This window comes from Ferrovibrio sp. (assembly GCF_002796975.1).
Taxonomy (GTDB): domain Bacteria; phylum Pseudomonadota; class Alphaproteobacteria; order Ferrovibrionales; family Ferrovibrionaceae; genus Ferrovibrio.
Genome location: NZ_PEKV01000004.1, coordinates 56,281 through 82,224, shown reverse-complemented (window position 1 = coordinate 82,224; position 25,944 = coordinate 56,281). Strand labels below are relative to the sequence as shown.

Annotated in this window: 28 protein-coding genes; 13 read left to right on the top strand and 15 right to left on the bottom strand. The window is 62.9% G+C overall.

The features are described from left to right. Positions 1 to 163 precede the first annotated feature (163 nt). The 5 genes from CTR53_RS03035 to CTR53_RS03015 all read right to left on the bottom strand — a co-directional run bounded on the left by CTR53_RS03035 (position 164) and on the right by CTR53_RS03015 (position 2,938). A complete protein-coding gene (locus CTR53_RS03035) occupies positions 164 to 670 on the bottom strand; it encodes a periplasmic heavy metal sensor (RefSeq protein WP_290809321.1) in 507 nt (168 codons plus the stop codon). A gap of 4 nt (positions 671 to 674) precedes the next feature. Continuing rightward, on the bottom strand, positions 675 to 1,133 hold the full coding sequence (locus CTR53_RS03030) for a hypothetical protein (protein ID WP_290809320.1): 459 nt from the start codon (positions 1,131 to 1,133) through the stop codon (positions 675 to 677). 4 nt (positions 1,134 to 1,137) lie between these two features. Continuing rightward, a complete protein-coding gene (locus CTR53_RS03025) occupies positions 1,138 to 1,758 on the bottom strand; it encodes a sigma-70 family RNA polymerase sigma factor (RefSeq protein ID WP_290809319.1) in 621 nt (206 codons plus the stop codon). Positions 1,759 to 1,881: 123 nt separating this feature from the next. Next, positions 1,882 to 2,478, bottom strand: a complete 597-nt coding sequence (locus tag CTR53_RS03020) for a gamma carbonic anhydrase family protein (protein WP_290809318.1) — start codon at positions 2,476 to 2,478, stop codon at positions 1,882 to 1,884. A gap of 82 nt (positions 2,479 to 2,560) precedes the next feature. Beyond that, positions 2,561 to 2,938, bottom strand: coding sequence for a cytochrome c family protein (locus tag CTR53_RS03015; RefSeq protein ID WP_290809317.1), 378 nt, complete (start codon positions 2,936 to 2,938; stop codon positions 2,561 to 2,563). A gap of 193 nt (positions 2,939 to 3,131) precedes the next feature. On the opposite strand from CTR53_RS03015, the gene CTR53_RS03010 reads away from it, so the two are divergent. Continuing rightward, positions 3,132 to 3,869 (top strand): hypothetical protein, encoded by a 738-nt coding sequence (locus CTR53_RS03010; protein WP_290809316.1) that lies wholly within the window; start codon positions 3,132 to 3,134, stop codon positions 3,867 to 3,869. 14 nt (positions 3,870 to 3,883) lie between these two features. Here CTR53_RS03010 and CTR53_RS03005 read toward each other — a convergent pair whose 3' ends face one another. Continuing rightward, on the bottom strand, positions 3,884 to 4,534 hold the full coding sequence (locus CTR53_RS03005; protein ID WP_290809315.1) for a TRAP transporter substrate-binding protein: 651 nt from the start codon (positions 4,532 to 4,534) through the stop codon (positions 3,884 to 3,886). Between the two features lie 745 nt (positions 4,535 to 5,279). Between CTR53_RS03005 and CTR53_RS03000 the strand changes: the two genes are divergently transcribed. From CTR53_RS03000 to CTR53_RS02990, 3 genes are all read left to right on the top strand, one after another. Beyond that, positions 5,280 to 6,224: a TRAP transporter substrate-binding protein gene (locus CTR53_RS03000; protein ID WP_290809314.1), complete on the top strand. Its 945-nt coding sequence runs from the start codon at positions 5,280 to 5,282 to the stop codon at positions 6,222 to 6,224. Between the two features lie 84 nt (positions 6,225 to 6,308). Beyond that, on the top strand, positions 6,309 to 6,839 hold the full coding sequence (locus CTR53_RS02995) for a TRAP transporter small permease (RefSeq protein ID WP_290809313.1): 531 nt from the start codon (positions 6,309 to 6,311) through the stop codon (positions 6,837 to 6,839). Next, positions 6,839 to 8,137, top strand: coding sequence for a TRAP transporter large permease (locus CTR53_RS02990; RefSeq protein ID WP_290809312.1), 1,299 nt, complete (start codon positions 6,839 to 6,841; stop codon positions 8,135 to 8,137). Before CTR53_RS02995 ends, CTR53_RS02990 begins: the two co-directional genes overlap by 1 nt. Here the strand turns inward: CTR53_RS02990 and otnI are convergent. Beyond that, a complete protein-coding gene (otnI, locus tag CTR53_RS02985; RefSeq protein ID WP_290809311.1) occupies positions 8,127 to 8,933 on the bottom strand; it encodes a 2-oxo-tetronate isomerase in 807 nt (268 codons plus the stop codon). The two genes, CTR53_RS02990 and otnI, sit on opposite strands and share 11 nt — an antisense overlap. Positions 8,934 to 9,061: 128 nt before the next feature. On the opposite strand from otnI, the gene CTR53_RS02980 reads away from it, so the two are divergent. From CTR53_RS02980 to CTR53_RS02965, 4 genes are read left to right on the top strand one after another with little or no spacing between them, the layout of a single operon-like run. Further along, entirely contained in the window at positions 9,062 to 10,219 is a 1,158-nt protein-coding gene (locus CTR53_RS02980) for an MlaE family lipid ABC transporter permease subunit (RefSeq protein WP_290809310.1), read from the top strand. 2 nt (positions 10,220 to 10,221) lie between these two features. Beyond that, positions 10,222 to 11,019, top strand: a complete 798-nt coding sequence (locus CTR53_RS02975) for an ABC transporter ATP-binding protein (RefSeq protein ID WP_290809309.1) — start codon at positions 10,222 to 10,224, stop codon at positions 11,017 to 11,019. A gap of 1 nt (position 11,020) precedes the next feature. Further along, positions 11,021 to 12,013: an MlaD family protein gene (locus CTR53_RS02970; RefSeq protein WP_290809308.1), complete on the top strand. Its 993-nt coding sequence runs from the start codon at positions 11,021 to 11,023 to the stop codon at positions 12,011 to 12,013. Then, positions 12,010 to 12,633, top strand: coding sequence for an ABC-type transport auxiliary lipoprotein family protein (locus tag CTR53_RS02965; RefSeq protein ID WP_290809307.1), 624 nt, complete (start codon positions 12,010 to 12,012; stop codon positions 12,631 to 12,633). Before CTR53_RS02970 ends, CTR53_RS02965 begins: the two co-directional genes overlap by 4 nt. On the opposite strand, the gene gpt is transcribed toward CTR53_RS02965, so the two are convergent. The 5 genes from gpt to CTR53_RS02940 all read right to left on the bottom strand — a co-directional run bounded on the left by gpt (position 12,630) and on the right by CTR53_RS02940 (position 17,821). Then, complete coding sequence (gene gpt / locus CTR53_RS02960) at positions 12,630 to 13,136, bottom strand: xanthine phosphoribosyltransferase (protein ID WP_290809306.1); 507 nt, start codon at positions 13,134 to 13,136, stop codon at positions 12,630 to 12,632. The two genes, CTR53_RS02965 and gpt, sit on opposite strands and share 4 nt — an antisense overlap. A 16-nt stretch (positions 13,137 to 13,152) precedes the next feature. Next, positions 13,153 to 13,605 carry a thioesterase family protein gene (locus CTR53_RS02955; RefSeq protein WP_290809305.1) on the bottom strand — a complete coding sequence of 151 codons (453 nt, stop codon included), beginning with the start codon at positions 13,603 to 13,605 and terminating at the stop codon, positions 13,153 to 13,155. A 105-nt stretch (positions 13,606 to 13,710) separates the two neighbouring features. Further along, the gene (gene boxB / locus CTR53_RS02950; protein WP_290809304.1) at positions 13,711 to 15,123 is read right to left on the bottom strand and encodes a benzoyl-CoA 2,3-epoxidase subunit BoxB; all 1,413 of its coding nucleotides are present in this window, start codon (positions 15,121 to 15,123) and stop codon (positions 13,711 to 13,713) included. 20 nt (positions 15,124 to 15,143) lie between these two features. After that, on the bottom strand, positions 15,144 to 16,823 hold the full coding sequence (gene boxC / locus CTR53_RS02945; protein ID WP_290809303.1) for a 2,3-epoxybenzoyl-CoA dihydrolase: 1,680 nt from the start codon (positions 16,821 to 16,823) through the stop codon (positions 15,144 to 15,146). A gap of 95 nt (positions 16,824 to 16,918) precedes the next feature. Next, positions 16,919 to 17,821 carry a helix-turn-helix transcriptional regulator gene (locus CTR53_RS02940; protein ID WP_290809302.1) on the bottom strand — a complete coding sequence of 301 codons (903 nt, stop codon included), beginning with the start codon at positions 17,819 to 17,821 and terminating at the stop codon, positions 16,919 to 16,921. Positions 17,822 to 17,915: 94 nt separating this feature from the next. Between CTR53_RS02940 and CTR53_RS02935 the strand changes: the two genes are divergently transcribed. The 4 genes from CTR53_RS02935 to CTR53_RS02920 all read left to right on the top strand — a co-directional run bounded on the left by CTR53_RS02935 (position 17,916) and on the right by CTR53_RS02920 (position 21,313). Then, complete coding sequence (locus CTR53_RS02935) at positions 17,916 to 18,383, top strand: flavodoxin domain-containing protein (protein ID WP_290809301.1); 468 nt, start codon at positions 17,916 to 17,918, stop codon at positions 18,381 to 18,383. A gap of 54 nt (positions 18,384 to 18,437) precedes the next feature. Further along, entirely contained in the window at positions 18,438 to 19,988 is a 1,551-nt protein-coding gene (locus tag CTR53_RS02930; RefSeq protein ID WP_290809300.1) for a benzoate-CoA ligase family protein, read from the top strand. A 5-nt stretch (positions 19,989 to 19,993) separates the two neighbouring features. Continuing rightward, a complete protein-coding gene (locus CTR53_RS02925) occupies positions 19,994 to 20,776 on the top strand; it encodes an alpha/beta hydrolase (protein ID WP_290809299.1) in 783 nt (260 codons plus the stop codon). 108 nt (positions 20,777 to 20,884) lie between these two features. After that, on the top strand, positions 20,885 to 21,313 hold the full coding sequence (locus CTR53_RS02920; RefSeq protein ID WP_290809298.1) for a response regulator: 429 nt from the start codon (positions 20,885 to 20,887) through the stop codon (positions 21,311 to 21,313). A 12-nt stretch (positions 21,314 to 21,325) separates the two neighbouring features. On the opposite strand, the gene CTR53_RS02915 is transcribed toward CTR53_RS02920, so the two are convergent. Together CTR53_RS02915 and CTR53_RS02910 are read right to left on the bottom strand one after the other, a co-directional pair. Beyond that, positions 21,326 to 21,703, bottom strand: coding sequence for a response regulator (locus CTR53_RS02915; protein ID WP_290809297.1), 378 nt, complete (start codon positions 21,701 to 21,703; stop codon positions 21,326 to 21,328). 4 nt (positions 21,704 to 21,707) lie between these two features. Further along, a complete protein-coding gene (locus CTR53_RS02910) occupies positions 21,708 to 23,279 on the bottom strand; it encodes an MHYT domain-containing protein (protein WP_290809296.1) in 1,572 nt (523 codons plus the stop codon). A 216-nt stretch (positions 23,280 to 23,495) separates the two neighbouring features. Between CTR53_RS02910 and CTR53_RS02905 the strand changes: the two genes are divergently transcribed. Beyond that, positions 23,496 to 24,551, top strand: coding sequence for a Fe(3+) ABC transporter substrate-binding protein (locus CTR53_RS02905; protein WP_290809295.1), 1,056 nt, complete (start codon positions 23,496 to 23,498; stop codon positions 24,549 to 24,551). A gap of 105 nt (positions 24,552 to 24,656) precedes the next feature. Here the strand turns inward: CTR53_RS02905 and CTR53_RS02900 are convergent, their stop codons facing one another. Continuing rightward, positions 24,657 to 25,856 carry a hypothetical protein gene (locus CTR53_RS02900; RefSeq protein WP_290809294.1) on the bottom strand — a complete coding sequence of 400 codons (1,200 nt, stop codon included), beginning with the start codon at positions 25,854 to 25,856 and terminating at the stop codon, positions 24,657 to 24,659. Between the last annotated feature and the right edge of the window lie 88 nt (positions 25,857 to 25,944).

Here is a 25,944-nt window from a genome sequence, read left to right as displayed (position 1 = left end):
AGCAATTCAGCAGCCAGTTTCTGGCCGATAAAGCCGGCACCGCCGGTAATGACGACATTGAGCATGGATGACCCCAGAAAGACCCTTCGGGAGCATCCACGCTAACCAGCCTGCATCGCTGAGACAAGCGGTGCAGGCTGTGTCGTGAATGGTTCGGCTGGTCTTAGTGACGCGGCGACGGAGATGGGGGCGGCATCTCGTCGCGCTTCTGCTTGGAGCCGTGGCGCAGCATGCGCTCGGCAAATTCCTGGCGCTGTTCCGGCGTCATGGCATCGGCAGCCGCAAGCATGCCGGCCTGCATGCCGGCCTGCAGCTGGTCGAGCCGGCGGCGGTGCTCGTCCAGCACGGCGGCCAGGCGGTTATGGTCATAGGGCTTGGCGCCCAGCGCTGCCGAAAGATCGCGGCGCATTTGATGATGCGAAACATTGCCGCCCTTGCGGCCTTCCTCGAAGGCCTGGCGGAAGGCCTGCCGGGCATTGTCAGGCAAGCGGCGCGCCACCTGGTCCTCGATCTGCCAGCCGCGGCGTTCAGCGAATTCGCGATACTTGAAATAACGCACCGCACCGAACCCGGCGAAACCGAGGTTGATCGCCACCGAGGCGATCAGCGCGACAGCGAGCCAGCGGTTGACCCTGGACTTGGCGGGAGGTGGGGTGACGGTCTCGGACATGGCTTTAGTCCTCACTCAGGAATGGCGTGGCAGATGCAATCTGCACGGTGACGAGGTCGGCCTCCTGCGCATCGAGCAGGCCGAAATTGACGAAGCCGGCGCTGACACCGATCGTCAGCGCAAGGGCCAGCGCAGCAAACTGCGGCATGCGGCGGCCGGTCGGGAACAGCAGCGCGAGTGCTTCGGTCACCTGGGCACGCCAGTCGGTGGCGGGCGCGGCGATCGCCGGCGGCAGGTTGGCGACCTGCGCCAGCACGTGTTGGCGTAGAGCATCGCTCGGCTCGATCTCGGGCAGGTTGGCGCGCAGCAGTTGGGCATCCACCGCGGCAGCGCGACGCTGCGCTTCGCGGGCATCGGAACGGGCGGCAAGAAATCCGGTGGCGGCGGCCTGTTCATTCTGTGGCCAGCGGTCGAGATCGGCGCCATGGGCATCGAGCAGATCGAGGAAGCGTTCGAGGTTCATGGTGTTACTCCCCAGGAGCATTTGGCGGACCGAGCGCGGAGCGCAGGTCGTCGCGCAGCGTGCGTTTGGCGCGGATCAGCAGGGATTCCAGAGCGCCGACGCTGATATCCAGCGCCTTCGCGGCGTCGATATTGCTTTCGCCCTCCCAGAAGCAGAGCAGAATGGCGGCGCGCTGCCGTTCGGGCAGCTTGTGCAGCGCCAGCGCCACGCGGTCGCTGGTCTCAGTCGCCAGCCGGTCTTCATAGGGCGTGGCGCGATCCTCATCGACAATCTCGACCTGGTCGTCCAGCGCGGCCATGCCCGGCCGGCGCTTGCGGTCGATGCACAGATTGACCACCACGCGGTTCAGCCAGGTCTTGAAGCTGGCACCACCATCGGCGCGCCAGCGTGCGGCATGCCGCCAGACGCGCAGGAAGGCTTCCTGCGCCACCTCTTCGGCATCGTTGCGGTTGAACAGCACGCGATAGGCCACGGTGACGGCATGGCGCAGGTATTTGTCGACCAGCAGGCGATAGGCCGCATGGTCGCCGCGTGCGACCCGGTGCATCAGTGCGGTATCGATATCGCTCATGCTGCGGTCAGCCGGGATGGTTTCCAGCCGGGGCAGGGCGAGAGAGGCGAACATGCGGCGATGTCCTGCTCATCGTTGATCTCGATACCCTACACGGCGTCATGGCTGGATTCCTGCGCGGCAAAAGCGGCGGAATTCAGGCCGAAAAAGCAATATCGGCAGGGACAGGAGGTCGGATCAGGCCCTGCCGGCGGCTTCCAGGGCCTTCAGCTCTTCGGTCAGGCGGGCGATTTCGGCGCCGACCGCTTTGGCCATGTCCGGTGCATCCCAGTCGCGGTACTGGCCCTGCTTGTAAGCCAGGGCATTGCGGTAATACAGATAGGCATTCAGGCGGCAGCGCACGTAGTTGTTCTGCGTCTTGATCACTTTGCCGGGGCTGCCCACCACCACCGAATTGTCGGGGACCACTGTTCCCTCTTTAAGGAACGTGTGCCCGCCGATGATGCAGTTGTTGCCGATCACGCAGCCGTCCATGATCGTCGAGCCGATGCCGATCAGGCAGTTGTCGCCAATCGTGCAGCCATGGATCGTGCAGTGATGCGTGACCGAGCAATGCGCACCCACATAGGTGCCGGTCTGGCTGCCGACATGCAGCATCGAGAAATCCTGCACATTGGTGTAGGCGCCGATGACGATTTCGTAATTTTCGGCCCGCGCGGCCACATTGATCCAGACCGAGCTGCCTTCTTCCAGCCGCACCTTGCCGTAGATCTGCGCGGTATCGTGGATATAGGCGGGATTGTTCAGCACCACGTCGGGGCCGTAAACGGGCATCGCTTCCTCCATCTCTGCCCGGCGACCTTAGCCAACCGGGCGAGACGGAGGAAGAGGGGGCTGTGACAGCCCGGCTGGACTGTTACTTCGTTGCGTCCTTGAGGTAAGCGATCAGGTCGGCGACTTCGGTTTCCCGCTTGATGCCGGGAAAGACCATCTTGTTGCCCTTGATGAAGGACTTCGGGTCGGCGAGATATTGCGCGATAGTTTCGTCATTCCAGGTGACGCCGGAATTCTTCATCGCGTCGGAATATTTGTACCCCTCGGCGGTCCCCGCCTTGCGGCCGAACAGGCCCTTCAACGAGGGGCCGACGGCATGTTTGCCGGCATCGAGTTGATGGCAGGCGCGGCATTTGGCGAAAGTCTTGCGGCCTTCCTCCGGGTTGCCGGCGGCCTGGGCGCTGCTGACAGTCAAGGTCAGGGACAGGAGGGCGAGGGCGGAGAGAACGACTCGCAGCATCTGGGAGGCTCCTTAAATATCGGCGTTTTTTGTGTCTGGCAGATCGAATTGTGCTCGGACGGACCGGGAATCCGGCCTGCCAAAAAAATAGCACAGCGACTCGCTCGAACAACCGTGGCGCCTTGTCGCATTTACCACCGCTTAACAGGGCGGCTGCTTAACTGCCCCGCCTGAGTACAGGAGAGCGGTTTCGATGAATATGATGGCCAATCCGGGGACGGTCCGGCTGCAGACAATGGTGGCGGCGGGCGGCGAAGTGTTGAAGATCCAGCAGGATCTGGCAGCCAAGCGCAGCAACTTGGTGGCCGAACTATTGCGCGGCGAGGAGGATTTCTTCGAGCAGCAGCATTACCCCGCTGGCGACGTATTCGATCCGCAGACCGGCGCGCAGTATTACTATCATGCCCATCGCAACGACGGCCGCGAGCATGGCCACTTCCACATCTTCCAGCGCCCGCAGTTTCTGGGAGAACAGTTCGAGCCTGCCCGCTATGTGAAGACAGGCGTCGGTCGCTGTTCACCGAAGCAGAAGGTCGGCGAACACTGGCCGCGCGGTGAACAGGCGCTCGCCCATATCGTCGGCGTGGCGATGGACCATTATGGCCAGCCGATCCGGCTGTTCACCGTCAATCGCTGGGTGACCGACGAAACCTGGTTTGCTGCGCGCGACGTGATCGCCATGCTGGAACGTTTCGAATTGCGCCACACCTGGCCGTCGTCGCCGGTCAACCGCTGGCTCAACGGCCTGTTGCGCCTGTTTCAGCCCGAAATCATCGATCTGATCCGCCGCCGCGACGATGCCGTAGAAGCTCGCGGTCGCGCCAATCCGCGCGGCGATGCGCTGGAAGACCGCAGCCTGGAAGTGACCGCCTCGATCGATATTTCGGTGGAGCGCCAACTGCGCCAGCTGCGCCGCTCTCTCGCCGCTTAGGGCAGGTAGCCGCGTTACGGTAGATAGCCGAGGCCGCGCCATTCGGCGTAGGACTTGCGGAAGCCGTGAAATGACTCCCACACCTTCTTGAATTCCGGGTTGGCGGCACTTTCTTCCTTCACCACCTGGATCCACGAGGATTTCAGCGCATCTATCACCGGCTTGGGCAGGGTATGGACCTTGACCCCGCGCTGGCGGATTTCCTGCAACGCCTGAACCTGCTGTACTTCGCCTTCTGCCAGGCTTTCGCGGATATTGTCGCCGCAGGCATTGTTGATCGTGGCGCGCTGGGCATCAGTCATGCCCTCCCACACCTTGGTGTTGATCAGCATGGTGATCAGCGAACTCTGCTGATGCCAGCCGGGGAAGTAATAGTGGCTGGCGGCCTTGTCGAAACCGTATCGCACGTCGACGAAGGGCAGGGAGAATTCGGCTGCATCGATACTGCCGGTCTGCAGGGCCTGGAAAGTATCGCCGCCATTCAGCGCCACGGTCTCGACGCCCAGCCGGCTGATCACCTTGGCGCCGATGCCCATGAAGCGCATCCGCAGGCCCTTGAGATCTTCCACCGTATTGACCTCCCGGCGGAACCAGCCACCTGATTCCGGCGGCAGCACGGTGCAGACGATCGGCTTGATGTTGAAGCGGGCGAATGTGCCGTCCATCAGTTCCTGGCCGCCGCCATANNACCGAATCGCGCTGGGCAAAGAAATTCGGCGAGGACCAGACGGCATCGATCTCACCATTCGACACCTTGTCGAACAGCTCGGCATTCGGCGCCAGCACATTGGGCTCGAACAGCTTGACTTCGATATTGCTGTCGGAGGCGATCTGCAGCTTCTGGACCATTGTGACTGCCATCGTGCCGATTTGCGGCGCTGATGTAGGCGCTGCACTGGCCATGCGGAGGGTGATGCGCCTGCCTGGAGCCTCGACGACGGCGGGGGCAGCCGTCTGCGCGGTATCGGGTTCTTTGATGGCACGCGCTTCAGGCACCTGCATCGCGCGGTCGAGCGAGACTGCGCCGATGCCGATCAGAATGCCCAATACGAGAGCCAGGCCAGCCACTGTGACCAGACGCGCCAAGCTGCAATCCCTTTATTCCGCGGCGGACCCACCCACCGGTTTCTGCCGGCGCCACAATAGGCGCAAGCCTATGGGCCGTCTACGTATTCAGGCAGTAACCTAATTCTTCGGAAACTCGCCTGGGACGGGCCACCTTGACCTTAGTTACAGTTGTAACTAAACAGGACGCAAGGCAAAATGCCATACTGAACATATCGTCTGGGAGGACGCATCGTGCCAGTCAAATTAACCCGTCTGATCGGCAAATGGGCGCCGGCCGCACTAGCCGTTTCGCTTTTCGCAACCGCAGCATTTCCGACGATGGCGCAGGAAATCGAGCTCAAGATGAGCCATTTTCTTCCGCCCGGCCATGGCATGCATCGCGACTGGTTTGTGCCCTGGGGCGAAGAACTGGCCAAGCGCACCAACGGCAAGGTCAAACTGACCATCTTCCCGGCGGGGAGCGCCTTCGGCAATCCGGCGCGCCAGCTTGAGCAGGCGGTGAGCGGTGTGGTGGATATCGCGCATGGCCTGCGCGGCGTGCCGGCCGGCCGTTTCAACCGCATGGGCATCATCGAATTCCCGTTCCTGGTCGAAACGGCGAATGCCGCCAGCCGTACGCTGTGGGAGATGTATCCCAAGCATTTCGCGAAGGAATTCCCCGATACGGTAAAAGTGCTGGGTCTGCATGCGCATAACGCCGGCCTGATCCATACGCGCGAGAAGCAGGTCAAAACCATGGATGACCTGAAAGGGCTGCGTATCCGTTCCCCCAGCCCGCAGATCAACGCCATGCTGCAGCAGCTGGGTGCCACGCCGGTCGGCCTGCCGCCGGGCGACGTCTACGAGAACCTGCAGCGCGGCGTGATCGATGGCGCGGTTTTCCCGTGGGATCCGATCAACTCCTTCCGTCTCTTCGAGGTGACCAAGTACCACCTCGATGCACGTTCCTATACGGCCAGCTTCTATTTCGTGATGAACAAGCGGAAATACGACAGCCTGCCGGCCGACGTGAAAAAAGCGATCGACGATACCACGGGGTCTGCGCTGACCGAGCGCTTCGGCGACTGGTGGAACCAGTGGGATGCGCCGGGTCTTGAGGCGGCGACCAAGAAGGGTAACACGATGACGTCGCTGAGCGCCGCAGAACGTGCGCGCTGGCGCGATACGCTGAAGCCGACCACCGAGAAGCTGCTCACCGATCTGGAAGGCCAGGGCGTGAAGGATGCCCGCGCCATCTATGCCGAGATGCAGCAGCGCATTGCCAAATATGAAGGCGCCAAAAAGTAATCAGCGCCGATCCTGTACGATCCCGCCGCCTGTCAGGCGGCGGGATATTTTTGTAGTCCCATATTTATCCCGGCGGACCTGTCGATGATCGCTCTTTACCGTCTGGCGGAACGGGCTGCGTCCTGGGCCGGCAAGATCGGCGCTTTTTGCGCGCTGCTGGCCGGTCTCTTCACCTGCCTCGACATCGCAATCCGCAATTTCGGCGGGCAGGGCATTCTCGGCACGGTGGATATCACGCAGCTGATGATCGTCGGCTGCGCCTTCCTCACCATTCCCTATGGCTTCATGAGCGACAGCCATGTCGCGGTCGATATCGTCACCACTCGGTTGCCGTTACGTGCTCGCGCGCTTTGCCGCGCCTTCTCGGCGTTGTTGGGTGGCGCGCTGATGCTGGCCATCGGCTGGTTCGGCATCGGCCAGGCGCAGACGGTTGCCATGATGGGCGACAAATCGCAAACCATCGCATTGCCGATGATCTGGTTCTGGTATCCGCTGCTTGCCGGTGCCTTCTTCACGGTCGCACTGATTGTGCTGATCGTGCTGCGCCATCTGGCGGTCGTATTCACCGGCCGCGAGGTCATCGCGCCGATGGAACAGCAGGCGGAGGTGCTGTGATGTCTGCCGCCTGGCTTGGTGTGATCGGCTTCGGCGTCGTGCTGCTGCTGATGTTCGTGCAGGTGCCTGTTGCGGTGGCGATGGGCGTTGTCGGTGCGGCCGGCTTCTTCTGGTTGCAGGGTTGGGACGGACTGGCCTATGTGATGGGTTCGTCGCCGTTTGAATCCGTCATTCCCTATAGCCTCTCCATCGTGCCGCTGTTTGTGATGATGGGCGTGTTCGCCACCTACGCCGGGCTCTCGCGGCAGCTCTATGACGCGGCCTATGCTTTCGTTGGCCACTATCGCGGCGGGCTGGCGCTGGCCACCATCGGCGCCTGCGCGGCCTTCGGCTCGATCTGTGGCTCTGCGATTGCCACCGCTGCTACCATGTGCCGCGTGGCGCTGCCCGAGATGCGTCGGCACGGTTATGCCGACAGTCTTGCTTCAGCTACCATCGCAGCCGGCGGCACACTCGGGATTCTAATCCCGCCCTCAATCATCCTGCTGATCTATGCGCTGCTCACCGAACAGTCGCTCGGTAAACTCTACGTCGCAGCCCTGCTGCCCGGCCTGCTGGGGACTGGCCTTTACATGCTGGCAATCACGGTCGCAACGCGGTTCAATCCTGCCATCGGCCCGGCAGGCGAACGCATGCCCTGGTCGCAGCGTCGCCGTACACTGAAAACAGTCTGGCCGGTCTTCCTGCTGTTCACCATCGTGATCGGTGGCATGTTCATCGGGGTCTTCTCGCCCAATGAAGCGGCGTCGGTTGGCGCAGTCGGTGCATTGCTGTTTGCGCTGGTCAGCCGTTCGATGACGCTTGGTCGTTTCCGCGACTCGCTTCGCGAGACCGCGGCGACCAGCGCCATGATCTTCCTGATCCTGATCGGTGCCGGCCTGTTCAACTTCTTCCTCGAAGTGACCAATGCGCCGCAATTCGTGGTGCAGCAGATCCAGGCACTGAATCTCAACCCCGTGCTGTTCCTCATTCTGCTGACCGGCTTCTACGTCATCCTCGGTGCGCTGATGGATGACCTGGCGATGATGCTGCTGACGCTGCCCTTCGTTTTTCCGCTGGTGCAGGCGCTCGGCATCGATCCGGTGTGGTTCGGCATCTACATGGTCACCATCGTCGAGATCGGCATGATCGTGCCGCCGGTCGGCATGAACCTGTTTGTCATCCAGGGTGTCGGCAACGTGAAGCTGGAAACCGTGATCCGCGGCATCCTGCCCTTCGTGCTGGCCGATCTGGTGCGCGTCGGCCTGCTGATCGGCTTCCCGGCGATAGCGCTCTGGCTGCCCAGTCTTATGGATTGACCGGCTTCTTCGGCGGCACGACGCCGTAGTCTCTGATCCAGCCGAGACTGTCCACCGTGCTGCCGGCAGGACGATATTCGCAGCCGATCCAGCCGTCATAGCCGAGCCGGTCGAAGGTCTCGAAAATATGGCGGTACTCGATTTCGCCATTGCCCGGTTCCCGGCGGTCGGGTGGGTTGGCGATCTGAACATGGCCGATCCAGGGCATCTGCCGCTCGATGCGTTTGGTGAGATCGCCATGCGTGATTTGCGCATGATAAACGTCGAATTGCAGACGCAGGTTGGGGGCGCCGATATCGGCGATCACCTTCTCGGCGAAATCGAAATCGCTGAGGAAGAAGCCCGGATTGTCGCGCTGGTTGAGTGGCTCGAGCATCAGTATGAGACCCAATCCCGAAGCCTGCTCCGCCGCCCAGGCAAGGTTATCCATGAAGCAGGCTTCCATGGTGCGACGGTCGACACCGGCCGGCTGCATGCCGGCCACCACATGGATACGTGGGCAGTTATAGGCTTCGGCATATTCGAAGGCGCGGGCCATGGCGGCGCGGAAATCCTGCCGCCGGTTGGGCAGGGCAGCCAGTCCGCGCTCACCCTTGGCCCAGTCGCCGGCCGGGGTGTTGAACAGCGCCACCTGCAGTCCGGCGGCCTTCACGGCCGAAGCGATGGCGGCGGCCGAATGATCGTAGGGGAACATGAACTCCACCGCCTGAAAGCCCTGGTCGGCAGCGGCGGCAAAACGGTCGAGGAAGGGCTCATCCTGGAACAGGAAGCTGAGGTTGGCGGCAAAGCGCGGCATGGTTTCCCCCCTCGGATGATGCCCCTGGACGGGCGGTATAGCCGACCTGTCATCGGGCATCGGTTTTCCCAGACTGTCATTTCTGCTAACTGTTCGGCAAGGCTTCTTCTTTCGCGTTTCAGGGACATATGGCCGACGGAAAGCTGCAGGCAGGACGGGATGGACGGACGCTTCGGTTCCGCCTGACAGGCGACTGGACGCTGGCGCATGCCAGTGCGCTGCTCGCCCGGCTGGGCGGCCTGGCGACGGCCGGGCTGCTGCGCGACCATCTCCGCGACGGCGGCGAGCAACATGCCAGGCTCGATACCGGGAACCTGAACCGGCTCGACACCGCCGGGGCTTTACTGCTCGCCCGTCTGCACCGCCAGTTGGAGGATCAGGGCTTTTCGGTGGAATGGCCCGAACCGCGGCATGAGCATCGCGCGCTGGTCGATTATGCGCGCGGCTGCGGCGAAGCGGTCACGGTCTGGCCCAGGATCGACGGCGGCTTTGCGGGCTTTGTGCGGCATCTGGGCTGGCTTACCATGTTCTTCGCGCGCGAGGCGCGCCGTTTCACATCCTTTATCGGCGAAGTGACCGAGACCGCGATTCTCACCGCTTTCCGGCCGGGGCAGATGCGCTTCACCTCCATGGTCCATCACATGGAGGAGACCGGGCTCAAGGCGCTGCCCATCGTCGGGCTGCTGTCCTTCCTGATCGGCATGGTCATGGCCTATCAGGGTGCCAGCCAGCTGCAGAAATTTGGCGCACAGCTTTTTGTCGTCGACCTGATCGGCATCTCGGTGCTGCGCGAACTCGGCGTGCTGCTCACCTCGATCCTGATCGCCGGCCGCTCCGGCAGTGCCTTCACCGCCCAGATCGGCACCATGAAGGTGAACGAGGAAGTCGCGGCGATGCGCACGCTCGGGCTCGACCCGGTGGTGGTGCTGGTGCTGCCGCGCATGTTCGCGCTGATTTTGACATTGCCGGCGCTGACCTTCTTCGCCGACATCATGGGGTTGGCCGGCGGTGCGCTGATGGCCTGGAGCACGCTCGGCATCAACCCGGATCTGTTTTTCGGTCGCCTGCATGATGCGGTCGGCCTGCGCACCTTTGTGGTCGGCATCGTCAAGGCGCCGGTCTTCGCTGCCCTGATCGCGCTGGTCGGCTGCTACGAAGGCCTGCGGGTGAAACGCGATGCCGAAAGCGTCGGCCGGCTGACGACGCGGTCGGTGGTGCAGTCGATTTTCCTGGTGATCGTGTTCGATGCGTTGTTTTCCATCATGTTCAATTTTCTTGGAATCTGAGCATGGCCGAGAACACACTGCAGGATGTCGTGATCAGCGTGCGCGGGCTGGTGAACCGGTTCGACGACAATGTGATCCACCAGGACCTCGATCTCGACGTCTATCGCGGCGAGGTGATCGGCGTGGTCGGCGGATCCGGCACTGGCAAGTCGGTCCTGCTGCGGACCATCATTGGCCTCAATCATCCCGTCACCGGCAGCATCCGGCTGCTGGGCACTGACATGATCAACGGCAGTCCGGAAGACCTGCGCGCGGTGCGCCAGCGTTTCGGTGTGCTGTTCCAGGATGGTGCGTTGTTTTCCTCGCTGACGGTGGCGCAGAATATCCAGGTGCCGCTGAAGGAATTCTACGATCTGCCGCAGGACCTGCTGGACGAGATCGTGGCTGCGAAGCTGTTTATGGTCGGGCTATCGCCTGATGCCGGTGCGAAATATCCGGCCGAACTGTCGGGTGGCATGCGCAAGCGGGCGGGGCTGGCGCGTGCGCTGGCGCTCGATCCCGAGGTCGTGTTCTTCGACGAACCGACCGCCGGACTTGACCCGATCGGCGCGGCGGCTTTCGACCAGCTGGTGCGCGACCTGCAGCGCGCGCTCGGTCTGACGGTATTCATGGTGACGCATGATCTCGACTCGCTGCATGCCATTTGCGACCGTATCGCCGTGCTGGCCGAGAAGAAGGTGCTGCTGACCGGACCGATGGATGTCATGCTGAAGGCGCAGCATCCCTGGCTGGTCGAGTATTTCCATGGGCCGCGGGCCCGGGCTGCCGCCATCACGGCGACGCTGGACGAGAGGATGTGAGATGGAAACGCGGGCGCATCATCTGCTGATCGGCAGCTTCATGCTGGCCTTCCTGGTACTCATCGTCGCCTTTGCGCTCTGGCTGGCGAAGACCGAGGTCGACCGCGAAGTCGGGCGCTACAATATCTATTTCAGCGGCTCGGTCGCCGGCCTCGGTGTCGGCGGCGATGTGCGCTTCAACGGTATCAAGGTCGGCAGCGTCTCGCAGATCCTGATCGACCGCGTGGATACCAGCCGCGTGCGCGTCATCGCGGAAGTCGCCGGAGATACGCCGATCAAGGAAGATTCGGAAGCCACGCTGCAGCTGCAGGGCATCACCGGCGTGTCGTTTGTGCAGATTTCGCCGGGCAGCCGCGAGGCGGCGATCCTGCCGGTGGTGGCCGGCCGTGACATGTCGAAATACCCGACCATCCGCTCGCGCACCTCGGCCATCGAGGCGCTGTTCGAGGCCGCTCCCGATCTGGTCACGCGCGCTGCGCAGGTGTTGAGTGACGAGAATCTGCAGAATCTCGGCGGCTTCATTGCCGACCTGCGTTCGCTGTCGCAGACCCTGGTGCAGCGCCAGGATGCGATTGCCGGTGCGGTCGACAGCTTCTCCAAGACCAGCACCGACATCGCCAAGGCGGCCGCCGCCGCCGAGCAGATCGCCGCCAAGCTGGATCGCGTGATGGACCAGGCCGAGGGCACGCTGAAGACCACCAACCGCTTGCTGGAAGGCGATGCCACGGCGGCGGCGCAGGATGCACGCAAGGCGATGGCGCAGCTCAACGAGGTGCTCGCCATGGCCACGGTGATCATGGAAGAGAATCGCGTGCCGCTGAACGCCATGACCAGCGATGGTTTCGGCGAATTCCGCCGCCTGATGGCGGAAACCCGCCTGCTGGTCTCCAGCCTGGCGCGGGTGGCACAGCGGCTGGAGGATAATCCGAGCGCGGTGCTGTTCGGGAACCGCGATGCCGAATACCGCAATGAAGGGGGGAGTGGACGCCGATGAGCAATACCACCAGACGCAGCCTGCTGCTGGCCGCTGCCGCTTTACCCTTGGCTGACTGTGGCGGCCTGATCCCGCAGGCGCCACCGTCCAACATCTATAACCTTTCACCCAAGACGACCTTCCCGGAAAGTCTGCCGCGCGTCGACTGGCAGCTGGTGGTGGAGGAGCCTTACGCGGCCGGCGGCCTGGATAGCCACAAGATCGCGATCTACACCAATCCTTACGAGGTGAAATATTACGCCGAAGCCCGCTGGGCCGAGCGGGCGCCGCGCATGGTGCAGACCCTGCTGGTCGAGAGTTTCGAAAATACTGGCAAGATCGTCGCCGTCGGTCGCCAGTCGGTCGGTCTGCGCTCGGATTTCAACCTGAAAAGCGACCTGCGCGAATTCCAGGCCATGCTGAAAGACGGCCAGACCGCGCCGGAAGTGGTGATCGTCCTGCAGGCGAAGATGATCGCCCAGCCGCGCCAGCAGATCGTGGCGTCAGCCACCTTCGAGCGGCGCGCCACGGCGAAGTCGGCGGGGATTCTGGACGTGGTCGAAGCCTTCGATGACGCGCTGGGCAAGATCCTGCGCGACACTGTCGCCTGGGCGATGACGGCGGCGAAGAAGCAGAACTAGCGGCCGCTGCGCAGTTCCACGATCGGCTTCGACATCACCGCTTCCATGTCCCAGGGGAACAGGATCCAGGTGTCCTGGCTCACTTCGGTGATGTAGCTGTCGACCATCGGCCGGCCTGAGGGCTTGGCATAGATGGTGGCGAAATGCGCCTTGGGCAGCAGCTGGCGCACGGCCTTGGCGGTGATGCCGGTATCGACCAGGTCGTCGATGATCAGCCAGCCTTCGCCCTGGTCGGGCATGGCGGCAGTAGCATCCTTCAGCACATTCACCTTGGTGCCGCGTTCCAGCTCGTTGTAGGTGGAGCAGGAGATCGTCTCGATCACGCGCACGTTCAGCTCGCGTGCCACGATGGCGGCGGGCACCATGCCGCCGCGGGTGATCGCCACCACGCCTTTGTAGATCGTGCCGTTGTCGAGCAGACGCCAGGCCAGCGCCTTGCAGTGACGGTGCAACTCCTCCCAGGAGACGGGGAAGAATTTGGTATAGCTGTGGCTCTCGGTCATGCTGCGGGTTCCGTGACTAGGCTGTCGTTGCCTGGCGATAGGTTTCGATGGGGCCGCGGATACGCTCCGGGATTTCCACCGATTTCAAAATCTTCTCATCGACGATGCAGGAGATATGTGCCGCCGTGAAGCAGACTTCACCGGCCGCGTTGCGTCCCTTGAAATCGTAGGTGATGGTGGAGCGGCTCAGCTTTTCCACGCGCAGCTCTACCGTGAAGGGCTCGCCGCCCTTCAGGGCGCGCTGGAAATCCAGCTTGGTGCTGACGGTGGGCGAGCCGTAGCCGAGTTCCTTGTGCAGGCGAAGGAAGCTGAAACCGATCACGTCGCGCCAGAAGGCCTCCAGCGTTTCCATCACATAGTCGAGGAACTGCGTGGTGTAGACCATGCCGGCAGGGTCGCATTCGCCCCATTGCACGATACGGGGGCAGGAAAACGGGCGGTCGGGGCTGAACTTGGCTGAATCGGTCATGGCCGGATGATACGGAGCCGGCCCCCAAAAAAGAAGAGCCTGAAAAAAGGGCGTCCGAAGGGGATTCGGACGCCCGGATCAGTCTGGGAGGGAACTGGGACCGCCTTAAGGGCGGACGTATTCGAAGTCGGTCGGCTGGTTGTTGATGCCGCGGGCGGGGGGGGCGATCCAGCCGGCATATTTACCGATCTCGGTCACCGGCTTCATCAGGCTGATCACATAGAGGCGGTCGTCTTCGGTCGGCAGCCAGTCGTGATGCCTGGCGTCCCATTCGGCCTGGCTGACGATCTTGCCTTCGGGGCTGACCTTCAGTTCGGCGAACTGGCCGATCTGGCGGTTGAAGGCGCGATGCGGCAGCGTCAACTCGAAGTCGATGCCATGGCGTTTGATGATCTGGTTCCAGCGCATCACGCCGCGGGCGCAGTCGGCGACATAGTCATCGCGCAGGCGTTCGTTGAGCGCGGTCAGGGCCGAGGCTTCGACTTCGCGGAAACCATCGCCATGCGCTTCCAGCACTTTATACGACGCGTCGGTCAGCTTGTGGTCGTCGCCGATGCGGTTCTCGTCGAAGCGGCCCTTGATGCCCATCGTGTAGTAGTTGGCGGCATTGGTGGAGATCTCAGAACCGAACAGATCGACCGATACCGAGAAGTGGAAGTTGAGATACTTCTGCAGCGTGGGCAGGTCGACCGCACCGTGCTTGCGCACGTCGTCGGTCTTAAAATCGCGCATGATCTCGCAGGTGCGCTGGATCACGCGGCTGATGCCGGTTTCGCCGACGAACATGTGATGCGCTTCTTCGGTCAGCATGAAGCGGCAGGTGCGGGACAGCGGATCGAAACCGCTCTCGGCCAGCGAGGCCAGCTGGAACTTGCCGTCGCGATCCGTGAAGAAGGTGAACATGAAGAAGCTGAGCCAGTCCGGCGTCGCCTCGTTGAAAGCGCCGAGGATGCGCGGCTTGTCGTCGTCGCCCGAGCGGCGCTGCAGCAGGGCTTCGGCTTCCTCGCGGCCATCGCGGCCGAAATAGGCATCAAGCAGATAGACCATGGCCCAGAGATGGCGGCCTTCCTCCACATTGACCTGGAAGAGGTTACGCATGTCATAGAGCGACGGGCAGGTCTGGCCGAGCAGGCGCTGCTGCTCCACCGAAGCCGGCTCGGTATCGCCCTGGGTGACGATCAGGCGGCGCAGCACGCCGCGATATTCGCCGGGCACTTCCTGCCAGGCGGCTTCGCCCTTGTGGTCGCCGAAATTGACCTTGCGGTCGGCTTCCGGCTCGGCGAGGAAAATGCCCCAGCGATAGTCGGGCATCTTCACATAGTCGAAATGCGCCCAGCCCTGGCTGTCGACGCTGATCGCGGTGCGTAGATAGGCCTCGCGCGCCTGGAAACCGGCCGGGCCCATATCGCCCCACCAGTCGAGGAATTTCGGTTGCCATTCTTCCAGCGCGCGCTGCAGGCGGCGGTTGTCGGAGAGATTGACGTTGTTGGGGATGCGAGAATTGTAGTCGATCGCCATGGTGCTTCTCCCTGACTCGATTAAACGCGTTTGCGGTCGTAGCCGGCGCGCTGACCGGTGCCGTAGAGCTTGAGCGCACCTTGATCGCCAACGGCGTTCGGGCGCTGGAAAATCCAGTTCTGCCACGCCGTCAGCCGACCGAAGATCTTGGTTTCCATCGTCTCGGGACCGCCAAAGCGCAATGAGGCTTCCATGCCGGTGAGGGCGTCGGGCGAGAAGGCGGCGCGCTCCTCGATGGCGATGCGCACTTCGTCTTCCCAGTCGATGTCGTCCGGCGTGAAGGTGACAAGGCCGACCTCGTCGGCGGCTTCGGCATCCAGGTCGTTGCCGATCAGCTTCTTCATTGCATCGGTGCGCGACGGATCGTCGAGATTGCGGCTGGCGATACGGCTCAGGCCGTTGCCCATCGGATAGGCGCCGAAATTCATCGACGTCATGCGCACAGTCGCTGCCGGGCGGTTGTCGCCTTCCATCTGGCCGTCCAGCATATACGAGCGGTCGCTTGCCACGACAAGTTCGAGCAGCGTGCCGGTGAAACAGGAGCCCGGCTCGATCAGCGCGAAGGTGGAACGCGACGACACGTCGATGCGCTTGAACACCCGCTTGAGGAACAGGCGGATCTCGCGTACCAGCCAGTGGGCCTTGTGCTGTTCCAGCGCGGCGTCATAAGCCGCGACCTTGTCGGCATCGCCCTCGGTGCGGAACACCCACATGCCGGTGGTTTCTTCGTTGGTGCGCAGATGCAGGATCAGGTCGTCCAGTTCGCGCGCCAGCGCCAGCGACCAGAACTTGTCGCCCTGCGCCTGGATCGCCTCGACGGAAGCGGGCGGGGCTTCCTTCGGGCCATGCACGGTGATCTCGCAGATGCCCTTGGCGCGATCCAGCTTGGCCTCGACATGGCTGTAGCTGATCCTGTCGCCATCGATCTTGCGCTCCAGCTTTGACAGCGCAATGCCCTGGGCGTCAGTGGGGCGGTCGGACTTGGCAGCGAACTTCTGCGCGGTTTCCTTCATCGCATCCGCCAGCTTGGTGCGCGGCACGACCTCGTCGACCAGGCGCCAGTCGACGGCGCGTTTGCCCTTGATGCCTTCCTCGATGGTGCAGAAGAAGTCGGCGCGGTCGCGGCGCACCATGCGCTTGTCGACCAGCCGGGTAAGACCACCGGTACCGGGCAGCACGGCGAGCAGCGGCACTTCCGGCAGCGAAACCGAGGTGTTGCCGTCATCGGCCATCAGGATGTAGTCGGCGGCGAGCGCCAGTTCGTAGCCGCCACCAGCGCAGGGGCCATTCACGGCGGCGATATAGGTCTGCTTCGACTCATGCGTGGCATCTTCGATGCCGTTGCGGGTCTCGTTGGTGAATTTGCAGAAGTTCACCTTCCAGCCATGCGCCGACTGGTTGAGCATGCGGATATTGGCGCCGGCGCAGAAGATGCGCTCCTTGGCGGAGGTGAGGATGACCGAGCGCACTTCGGGATGCTCGAAGCGCAGGCGCTGCACGGCATCATGCAGTTCGATATCGACGCCGAGATCGTAGGAATTCAGCTTCAGCTCATAGCCGGGGCGGAGGCCACCGTCTTCGCGCACATCCATCGCCAGCGTGGCGACGGCGCCGTCGAGACTCAGCTTCCAGTGCTTGTACTGGCTCGGCTCGGTGCGGAAATCGACCGGCGCGTGGCTGCCGTTGATCTGTTCGGCCATTGGGGCAATCCTCCCTGAAACTGTATGTGCATTATAATGCAGTTTCGGGTCGATGCAAGAATTATCTTGCAGCTACTGCCTTACTCAGTGGCCTCTCATTCGGCTGCTTCTCTGGCCAGCCATGCCGGATGGGCGCGCAAAGCCGTCGCCAAATCGGCGGCAGCCTGGGTCACGGCCTTGCCGGCTGTGTCGAAACTCATGTCGGCGCGGGTATAGAGCGCCTCCCGCTGAGCCAGGATGCGCTTCAGGTCAGCCATGGCTTCGGACTGGCCGGCAATGGGCCGCATGTCGCCCTGCGCCACCACGCGACCCATATGTTCCTCGGGCGAAGCCTTCAGCCAGATGGTGAAACAGTGCGACAGCAGATGCGCATAGGTCGCCGGTTCGGACGGCAGACTGCCGCCGGTGGCGATCACCTTCGGCGCAGGATCGGCGGTGACGCGCTCCAGCGCGCGGCGCTCGAAGCGGCGATAGGCCGCCTGGCCGTAAAGATCGAAAATCTCATTCAGCGACAGCCCGGCCTCGATCTCGATTTCCTTGGCCATTTCGATGAATTGCAGGCCGAAAGCCTGCGCCAGCAGTTGGCCCAGCGTGGTCTTGCCGGCGCCGCGCAGGCCGATCAGCGCGATATGGCGCTTCACGCTGGCGGCCACGCCGAAACGGTCGCGCACGAAACCCTGCAGTTCCTGCAGTTGCTCGGGCGAAAGATCTTCGATCTGGCGCAACAGCAAAGCCTGATCGACGCCGAGCGGGGCGCGGTCGCCGAGGAAATCGGTGATCGGCAGATCCATGGCGCGCGCGATCTGGCGCAGCAGCAGGATCGAGATATTGCCGGCCCCACCTTCAAGCTGCGCCAGATAGCGTTCGGAAACGCCGGAATCCTTTGCCAGAATCTTGCGGCTCATGCCGCGGCGGGCACGGGCATTGCGAACGCGCTCGCCCACTGTCTGCAGAAAGGCGGTATCTTCGGGGGCGGTTTTGTCCCGTGTCTCGCTCATGAAGTGCATTATAGTGCAATTTCTTCTGGAGCGCCAGCGAATGATGCGTTATAGTTCGGGCTCACTACCAATTTGAAGCGTTGAGGAGCTGTTCATGCAGGTATCCATTCTGGTCGGCACCATGACCGGCACGGCTGAGCTGGTGGCGGGCGACGTCAAGAAGGCGCTGGAAGGCAAGGGCCACAGCGTCGACATCCTGCTGATGGACAACCTGAAGGCCGACGTGTTCCAGCGTCCCGGCGCCTTCCTCATTGTCACCTCGACCTATGGCCAGGGCGATGTGCCGGACAATGCGCGCGACTTCATCGCCGACCTGCTGGCAGTGCGCCCCGATCTCAGCGGCAAATATATCGGCGTGATCGGCCTGGGCGACACCACCTATCAGGACACTTTCAATCATGGCGGCAAGCAGTTCGAGGATGCGCTGCGCAGCCTGAAGGCCACCATGATCGGCGACCGCATGCAGCATAACGCCTCGGGCGGTTCGCTGCCGGAAGAAGACGGCGTTGTCTGGGCATTGGAATGGGCCGAGCAGGTCGCACCGCTGGCCAAGGCTGCGTAACCGCCTGCTTCCATAGCGGGCGGCATAACAAACAAAATTTTCCGGGAGGATCCCATGCCGCGCTTTCTGGAGCTGCCGCGGCGGTATAACGCCGCGACCCATTTCATCGATCGTCATATCGCTGAAGGGCGCGGCGGCAAGACCGCCTTCATCGACGACAAGGGCAGCTACACCTATGCCGAGCTGGCGGCGCGCGTGAACCGTGCCGGTAACCTGCTGAAGGCGCAGGGCGTGAAGCCAGAGCAGCGCGTGCTGCTGGCGATGCTGGACAGCATCGACTTCCCGACGATGTTCTGGGGCGCGATCAAGATCGGCGCCGTGCCGGTGCCGGTGAACACGTTGCTCACCACGCCGGATTACGACTTCATGCTGCGCGACAGCCGCGCCGTCGTGCTGTGTGTGTCGGATGCGCTGATGGAGCGCTTCCGCCCGATCATTTCCGGCCAGCCCTATCTGGAAAAGGTGCTGATCTCCGGCCAGGTGCCGCCGACAGTCGCGCCGCTCGCCAAGCTGCTGGAGGAACAGTCCGACCAGCTTGAAACGGCTGCGACGACGCCGGACGATATCGGCTTCTGGCTGTATTCGTCGGGCTCGACCGGTTCGCCCAAAGGCACCATGCATCTGCACAGCGACATCGTGCATACCTGCGTGCTCTATGCCGAAGAGGTGCTGGGTATCCAGGAAAACGACGTCGTCTTCTCGGCGGCGAAACTGTTCTTCGCCTATGGCATGGGCAATGCCATGACCTTCCCGCTGCATGTCGGCGCCACCGGCGTGCTGATGGCCGAGCGGCCGACGCCACAGGCAGTGATGAAGCGGCTCAAGGATCATCAGGCCACCATCTTCTACGGCGTACCGACGCTGTATGCGGGCATCCTCGCCGATCAGAACATCGGCAAGGACAGCGGCTCGGCAAAGCTGCGCCGTTGCGTGTCGGCGGGTGAGGCGCTGCCGGAAGATATCGGCAAACGCTGGGAAAAGACCTTCGGCGTCGAAATCCTCGACGGCATCGGCTCGACCGAGATGCTGCATATTTTCCTGTCGAACCGTCCCGGCGCAGTGCGCTACGGCACCACCGGCAAGGCCGTACCGGGTTACGATCTGCGCGTGGTCGGCGATGACGGCAAGGATGTCGCGCCGGGCGAGATCGGCGAGCTGCTGGTCAGCGGGCCGAGCTGCGCCGTTGCCTACTGGAACAACCGCACGAAAAGTCTTGCGACTTTCCACGGGCCATGGACGCGTACCGGCGACAAATACATCTGCGACAAGGATGGCTACTACACCTATGGCGGTCGCAGCGACGACATGCTGAAGGTCAGCGGCATCTGGGTCTCGCCGTTCGAGGTCGAGTCTGCACTGCTGGCGCATCCCAAGGTGCTGGAAGCCGCCGTGGTGGCGCATGCCGATACCGATGAGCTGGTGAAGCCCAAGGCCTATGTGGTGCTAAAAGCGGAGTTCACGGCGGAAGAAGCACTGATCGGCGAGCTGCAGATGTTCGTGAAAGACCGTCTCGCGCCGTACAAATATCCGCGCTGGATCGAATTCGTGCCCGAGCTGCCAAAGACGGCGACCGGAAAGATCCAGCGCTTCAAGCTGCGCGCCTGATCGGCATGGCCGGAGTTCAGTTTGTCGACACGCCGGCGGGCCGCATCGAGTATCGCTGGGCAGGTTCCGCGCTTCGGGATGCTGCGCTGCCGGTGCTGGTCTTCCTGCATGAAGGCCTGGGTTGCGTCACGCTGTGGAAGGACTTCCCGGATCAGGTGGCGCAGGCGACCGGTCTGCCGGCGCTGGTCTACAGCCGCATCGGCTATGGTGGTTCGAGCGCTTGCGCCTTGCCGCGACCGATCACCTACATGCATGACGAAGGCGAAGCGGGACTGCCCGATCTTCTTGCCGCCCTTGGCATCCAGTCGCATATCCTGATCGGCCATTCCGATGGCGCATCCATCTCGCTGATCTATGCGGGCGCAAAAGAGCGCGACGGATTGCAGGGCGTCGCCGTGATGGCGCCGCATGTCTTCTGCGAAGACGTTTCCGTCCGCTCGATCCGCGCCGCCGACAAAGCCTATGCCGAGGGTGACCTGAAGGCGCGGCTGGCGAAGTATCATGGCGACAATGTCGACTGTGCGTTCCGCGGCTGGTGCGACTCCTGGCTCAACCCGGAGTTCCACCACTGGAATATCGAAGCCTATGTCGACCGCATCAAAGTGCCGGTGGTGGTAATCCAGGGCGAAGACGACGAATACGGTACGGCTGCCCAGGTCGAGAGCATTCGCCAGAGGACGGCGGCTGAAACCCTGCTGATTCCCGGCTGCGGTCATTCGCCGCAGCGCGACCAGCCCGCTGCAACGCTGAAGGCGCTGACCGGCTTCATCCACAGCCTTGGGTTTTGATCGCCCGGCTTTTCTGGCGATAAACGCACAGCGATGTGACGGGAATACGCATTCCCGTGGAAAAGAGGGCGTTCCTTTGCCACTGCAATATGGCATGCTGAACTGGTTATGACTGACAACACCTCCCCAGCGATTCCCGCGGCAAGGCGGATTCTCGTCGTCGACGATCATCTCGACTTCGGCAACTTCGTGCGGCGCGTGGCTGAGAAGGAGGGCTTTCACGTCGATCTGGTCGACACCGCGGCCTCCTTCCGCGACGCTTACCGCCAGGCGCAGCCGGCCATCGTCTGCCTCGATATCGTGATGCCGGAAGAAGATGGCATCGAACTGATCCAGTGGCTGATCGGGCAGCAGTGCAAGGCGGCGATCTATGTGATCACCGGCCATAACCCGTCCTATGCACGGGCGGCACTCGAAATCGGCCGCAGCCAGGGGCTGAACATCGCCGGCGTGCTGCAGAAGCCGGTCTCGCTCATCACCCTGCGCGACGTGCTGTCGGCGGCCGGTGAGGGCCGCACGGCCATAGCTGCGGACTAATAGGGCAGCCGACTAATTCCTGACGGCAGGCAGTAAAGCTTCGATCTTCGCCAAGAGGCGCGGCATGTCGACCGGCTTGGTATCATAGTCGGAACAGCCGGCCTCCAGGCTGCGCTCGCGGTCGGTCGCCAGCGCATGCGCGGTCAGCGCGATCACCGGCATGCGTGAGGTCGCCGGGATATGCTTCAGCCGCCGGGTGGTTTCCAGCCCGTCGATGCCGTCGCCCAGGCCGATATCCATCAGCACCAGATCGGGCAGTTCGCGCTGTGCGATGTCGAGTGCGGCTTCGCCGGTTTCGGCGTAGCACAGCGTATAACCGCGATTCTGCAGGCGGCGGCCCAGCATGTCGCGGTTGTGGGGATTGTCTTCGACGATCAGCAGCTTGGTCATGGCGTCAGTCCGCGGCTACGGCAGGTGCGGTGTCGGCGATATGGGCAGGCAGGCGGATGGCGAACAGCGAGCCCCGGCCGGCCGCCGAGTCCAGGATGATGTCGCCGCCGAGCAGGCGGATCAGGCGGCGGCTCAGCGCAAGCCCTAAGCCGGTGCCGCCATGATGACGCGCAGTGTTGCTGTCGCCGCGATGGAAATCCTCGAAGACGGCGGCGTGGTATTCCGGTGCAATGCCGACGCCGGTATCGCGCACCGCGATCTCGACCCACTCGGCGCCGTTGTGCCGGTAACCGCGCGTGGTCAGCGCGATCTCGCCGTCCTTGGTGAATTTGCCGGCATTGCTGAGCAGATTGATGATGGCCTGCCGCAGCTTGGTGACGTCGGTGTCGACAAAGGTCAGCGTGCTGTCGAGTTCGATCGCCAGCTTGTTGCCGTTCTGCGTGACCTGACGGCGGCAGACCGCCAGCGAGTCATCGATCAACTCGCTCAGGCGCACGCGGTCGACGGCGATTTCCATTTTGCCGGCCTCGATCTTGGCCAGATCGAGGATATCGTTGATCAGCGCCAGGATATGCCTGCCTGACGAGCGGATGATCTCCAGATCGCCCTGGCCGTCCTTCTGGCCTTTCGCCTCGGATTCCTCGATCAGCAGCTCGCTGTAGCCGATCACGGCATTCAGCGGCGTGCGCAGTTCGTGGCTCATGCTGGCGAGGAAATCGGTCTTGGCGTTGCTGGCGCGTTCGGCGCTCTGCTTGGCCTTCAGCAGTTCGATGGTGCGTTCGGCCACCATCGCTTCCAGCTTCTCGTTCATGTGGCGCAGCCGCAACGCCTCGGCCTGGGCGCGATTGGCCAGCGTCTCGTCGAACATTGCTGCGACCAGGGCGAGGAACAGGATGCCGAAGGAGGCCGATGCCACCGCGATGGCGAGGATTTCGGAGGAAACGCCTTCGGCCGGTGTCAGCGCGCCATGCAGCGGCGTGTAGCTGGCCGCCGCCATGCCGGTGTAATGCATGCCGGCGACGGCAATGGTCATCAGCACCGAGGCGATGAGCTTGGACCGCAGCGTGCGCGAATTGAACGAGAGCCACAGCGCTGCCACCGAAGCGGCGATGCCGATCGCCACCGACAGTGACACCAGGTTCCAGTCCCACTGGATCAGGGCGCCCATCTGCATCGCATCCATGCCGGTATAGTGCATGGCGCTGACGCCGAGGCCGGTGACGGTGCCGGCGATCGGCAGGCTCCAGCGGCTGTCGGGCCGGATGGCGACGATGGCGAGGCCGAGCGCCACCACCGCCACCGAGACCAGGAAGGACACGATCGTCATGCCCGGTGCGTAGCGCACCGGCATGCCCATATCGAAAGACAGCATGGCAACGAAATGCATGGCCCAGATGCCGCCGCCCAGCGCGATGGCGGCGCCAAACAGCCAGCCGGTGCGGGTGCGGCCGGTGCTGGTCTGGAAACGGCCGGCCAGGGTGAGGGCGGTGAAGCCGGCGAAGAAGATTACCGCCAGGCTGAGCAGAATCAGGCCGGGCTGATAGGTCTCGCGCAGCGGGTCTGCCAAGTAGGGCATTGAATCATTTGCCAGCTTTGAGGTGTCAGCTTCCCGCTGAATACCCCAGCTTCGGGCTGGCATGCACGTTTTTTGTCCGTAACTGGATGGAAAACCCTCTCCGGACAGGGATTTCGATGAGGTATATGTGATTTTTACTCTGCGTTGCAGTCGCAACAAGCCGGTGCTACATATCGTTTGCAAGTCATTCGCAGAAACACCTTCCAGGAGCCATTTATGCTCGCTCGCTTCGTTACCGCTTCGCTTTCCCGACGCTTACTGCTGCTCGGCTTCGCTGCCGGCGCCACGGTCATCCTGCCCCAGGTAGCTGCCGCGCAGGACAAGGTCGTGAATCTGTATTCCTCGCGCCACTACGACACCGACGAGGCGCTGTACGAGAATTTCACCAAGCAGACCGGCATCAAGATCAACCGCATCGAGGCGAGCGAGGATGCGCTGCTGCAGCGCATGCGCGCCGAGGGTGACAAGAGTCCGGCCGACGTGCTGATTACCGTGGATGCCGGCCGCCTGTGGCGCGCGCAGCAGAACGGCCTGCTGCAGCCGATCAGGAACGCCACGCTGGAGAAGGCGATCCCCGCCAATCTACGCGAGCCCGAAGGCCACTGGTTCGGCTTCTCCAAGCGTGCCCGTGTCTTCGTGGTCAACAAGGACAAGGTGAAGCCGGGCGATCTCGCCCGCTACGAGGATCTCGCCGATCCGAAATGGAAGGGCCGCCTGCTGATCCGTTCCTCCACCAACGTGTATAACCAGTCGCTGGTCGGCTCGATGATCGCCACGCTCGGCGCGCAGGCGACCGAAATCTGGGCCAGGCATGTGGTTGCCAACCTGGCGCGTGCGCCGAAGGGCGGCGACACCGACCAGCTCAAGGCAGTCGCAGCCGGCGAAGGCGATGTGGCGGTGTCGAACACCTACTACTTCGCGCGCCTGATCAACTCGTCCAAGGCGGACGAGAAGGACGTGGCCTCCAGGCTGGCGGTGATCTTCCCGAACCAGGGCGACCGTGGCACCCATGTGAACATCTCCGGTGCCGGCGTGGCCAGGCATTCGCCGAACAAGGCGAATGCCATCAGGTTCCTCGAATACCTGGCCTCGCCCGAGGCACAGAATTACTTCGCCAAGGGTAATTACGAGTATCCGGTGGTGGCCGGCGTGCCGCTGCACCCGGTGATCCAGGCCTGGGGCAACTTCAAGGAAGATCAGATCAGCGCCGCTGTCTTCGGCCGCAACAACGAAGAAGCGCTCAAGCTGATGGACAGGGCTGGTTGGAAGTAATTGGCCGGCTGGACGTAACAGCCGGAGATACCGACGACACGAAGGGCGGGGAAAACCCCGCCCTTTTTGTGCCTGCAGCACCCGGCGATTAGACTGGAAGAAAATTTAGTCCGTAGCAGTCAGCTTGCGCAGGGCCGCGGTCACCACGGCGTTGCGCTGATCCATCTTCTGCAGATGCTGCAGCAGCACGGCGCGCAGCGAGTCTGCATCGCTGGTTTCCAGCGGCGTCCAGAAGCGGCGGCTGGGGCGGAAGAAGCCCACTTCGTCCAGAAAGGACACGCCGAAGTAATAGGCCTCGGCCGGACTCGTATAAGGCTCGTCGTCGAAACGGCCGTCTGAGCGGATCGAGATATTGAGCGAACGTGCGACCATGACGGTGAGTTCGGCGGTTGCACGCGCCTGCTGCTCTGCCGTCATATACGGCCAGGTACGGCGCAGCAGGCGGGCGACGTCATAGGCATGATGGTTGTTCTGCTTGCCCTGGTCGCGCCAGCCATAGGGATAGCGGTCGGCGCGCATGGCAAACAGCGTATCGGCCAGTTCGCGCATATGCGGCGGGTCGTCCGAGCGGTAACTGATGGCATGGAAAGTGATGCTGAGATCGTTGGTTTTCTTCAGCTCGCCGTCGATCGTGTACCAGGCACCCCAGAAGCCGGTTTCCGGATTCTGTGCCTTGTTGTCGAGGAAATCCTGCAGCGTGGCGGCCAGTTTCTTCACCGGCGTGCCGTCGGGCAGCAGTGCGGCGACCTTCGGCTTGAACAGGATCTGCGCCAAGCTGGTGATCGCGTAGTTGAGTTCCTTGCGGTTGTCGACCCCGGTTGCCTTGACGTCCGAGATCAGCAGGCTGTCCAGATAGCTGCGCATTTTTTCCGGCGTATTGACCGGTTCGAAGAAGCGCAGCGGATGCGGCGGGCGTTTCCCGGCCTCCACCAGTTCCTTCATCGGATCGACGCTGGCATCGAGCCGCAGATACCAGGCTTTGTAGCAGCCACCCCAGGAGCCATCCTCGGCCGACTGCTCGTAGGCATAATCCTGGTTCGGCTGGCTCAGCGTCGCACGCAGGTCGTCCAGTCGGGCGCGCACGGCCGCGGCGTCATTGGTGTAGTTCATCAGGTCGCGCGCTTCGCCCAGGATCTGCGTCGAGCAGATCGGTTCATGGCCGGTGCTGTGCATGTCCATGACATGGCGGCGCAAATCCTGGATCTCGTCGCGGAACCGGCCGTTCATCTCGCGCTTGAACGGAGATTCCGGGATGAAATTCGGAATCTGGCGAGGGTGGAGCGTGGTCTGCTGGCTGACGGTCATGATCGGTATGGCGCTCCGTTCCGGCAAAGCGACCGGCGCCGGGAACAATACTGGGGCGCCGGTCGCTGCGGACTGCAGCGCCGAGCGT

Coding starts and splice junctions, on each gene's coding strand:
- CTR53_RS02900 (WP_290809294.1), bottom strand. CDS start 25,856: ATGACCGTCAGCCAGCAGACCACGCTCCACCCTCGCCAGATTCCGAAT.
- CTR53_RS02955 (WP_290809305.1), bottom strand. CDS start 13,605: ATGACCGATTCAGCCAAGTTCAGCCCCGACCGCCCGTTTTCCTGCCCC.
- gpt (WP_290809306.1), bottom strand. CDS start 13,136: ATGACCGAGAGCCACAGCTATACCAAATTCTTCCCCGTCTCCTGGGAG.
- CTR53_RS02905 (WP_290809295.1), top strand. CDS start 23,496: ATGCTCGCTCGCTTCGTTACCGCTTCGCTTTCCCGACGCTTACTGCTG.
- boxB (WP_290809304.1), bottom strand. CDS start 15,123: ATGGCGATCGACTACAATTCTCGCATCCCCAACAACGTCAATCTCTCC.
- CTR53_RS02970 (WP_290809308.1), top strand. CDS start 11,021: ATGGAAACGCGGGCGCATCATCTGCTGATCGGCAGCTTCATGCTGGCC.
- CTR53_RS02920 (WP_290809298.1), top strand. CDS start 20,885: ATGACTGACAACACCTCCCCAGCGATTCCCGCGGCAAGGCGGATTCTC.
- CTR53_RS02940 (WP_290809302.1), bottom strand. CDS start 17,821: ATGAGCGAGACACGGGACAAAACCGCCCCCGAAGATACCGCCTTTCTG.
- CTR53_RS03010 (WP_290809316.1), top strand. CDS start 3,132: ATGAATATGATGGCCAATCCGGGGACGGTCCGGCTGCAGACAATGGTG.
- CTR53_RS03005 (WP_290809315.1), bottom strand. CDS start 4,534: ATGGACGGCACATTCGCCCGCTTCAACATCAAGCCGATCGTCTGCACC.
- CTR53_RS03030 (WP_290809320.1), bottom strand. CDS start 1,133: ATGAACCTCGAACGCTTCCTCGATCTGCTCGATGCCCATGGCGCCGAT.
- CTR53_RS02980 (WP_290809310.1), top strand. CDS start 9,062: ATGGCCGACGGAAAGCTGCAGGCAGGACGGGATGGACGGACGCTTCGG.
- boxC (WP_290809303.1), bottom strand. CDS start 16,823: ATGGCCGAACAGATCAACGGCAGCCACGCGCCGGTCGATTTCCGCACC.
- CTR53_RS02965 (WP_290809307.1), top strand. CDS start 12,010: ATGAGCAATACCACCAGACGCAGCCTGCTGCTGGCCGCTGCCGCTTTA.
- CTR53_RS02925 (WP_290809299.1), top strand. CDS start 19,994: ATGGCCGGAGTTCAGTTTGTCGACACGCCGGCGGGCCGCATCGAGTAT.
- CTR53_RS02910 (WP_290809296.1), bottom strand. CDS start 23,279: ATGCCCTACTTGGCAGACCCGCTGCGCGAGACCTATCAGCCCGGCCTG.
- CTR53_RS03025 (WP_290809319.1), bottom strand. CDS start 1,758: ATGTTCGCCTCTCTCGCCCTGCCCCGGCTGGAAACCATCCCGGCTGAC.
- CTR53_RS02990 (WP_290809312.1), top strand. CDS start 6,839: ATGTCTGCCGCCTGGCTTGGTGTGATCGGCTTCGGCGTCGTGCTGCTG.
- CTR53_RS02975 (WP_290809309.1), top strand. CDS start 10,222: ATGGCCGAGAACACACTGCAGGATGTCGTGATCAGCGTGCGCGGGCTG.
- CTR53_RS02915 (WP_290809297.1), bottom strand. CDS start 21,703: ATGACCAAGCTGCTGATCGTCGAAGACAATCCCCACAACCGCGACATG.
- CTR53_RS03035 (WP_290809321.1), bottom strand. CDS start 670: ATGTCCGAGACCGTCACCCCACCTCCCGCCAAGTCCAGGGTCAACCGC.
- CTR53_RS03020 (WP_290809318.1), bottom strand. CDS start 2,478: ATGCCCGTTTACGGCCCCGACGTGGTGCTGAACAATCCCGCCTATATC.
- CTR53_RS02995 (WP_290809313.1), top strand. CDS start 6,309: ATGATCGCTCTTTACCGTCTGGCGGAACGGGCTGCGTCCTGGGCCGGC.
- CTR53_RS03000 (WP_290809314.1), top strand. CDS start 5,280: ATGAGCCATTTTCTTCCGCCCGGCCATGGCATGCATCGCGACTGGTTT.
- otnI (WP_290809311.1), bottom strand. CDS start 8,933: ATGCCGCGCTTTGCCGCCAACCTCAGCTTCCTGTTCCAGGATGAGCCC.
- CTR53_RS02935 (WP_290809301.1), top strand. CDS start 17,916: ATGCAGGTATCCATTCTGGTCGGCACCATGACCGGCACGGCTGAGCTG.
- CTR53_RS03015 (WP_290809317.1), bottom strand. CDS start 2,938: ATGCTGCGAGTCGTTCTCTCCGCCCTCGCCCTCCTGTCCCTGACCTTG.
- CTR53_RS02930 (WP_290809300.1), top strand. CDS start 18,438: ATGCCGCGCTTTCTGGAGCTGCCGCGGCGGTATAACGCCGCGACCCAT.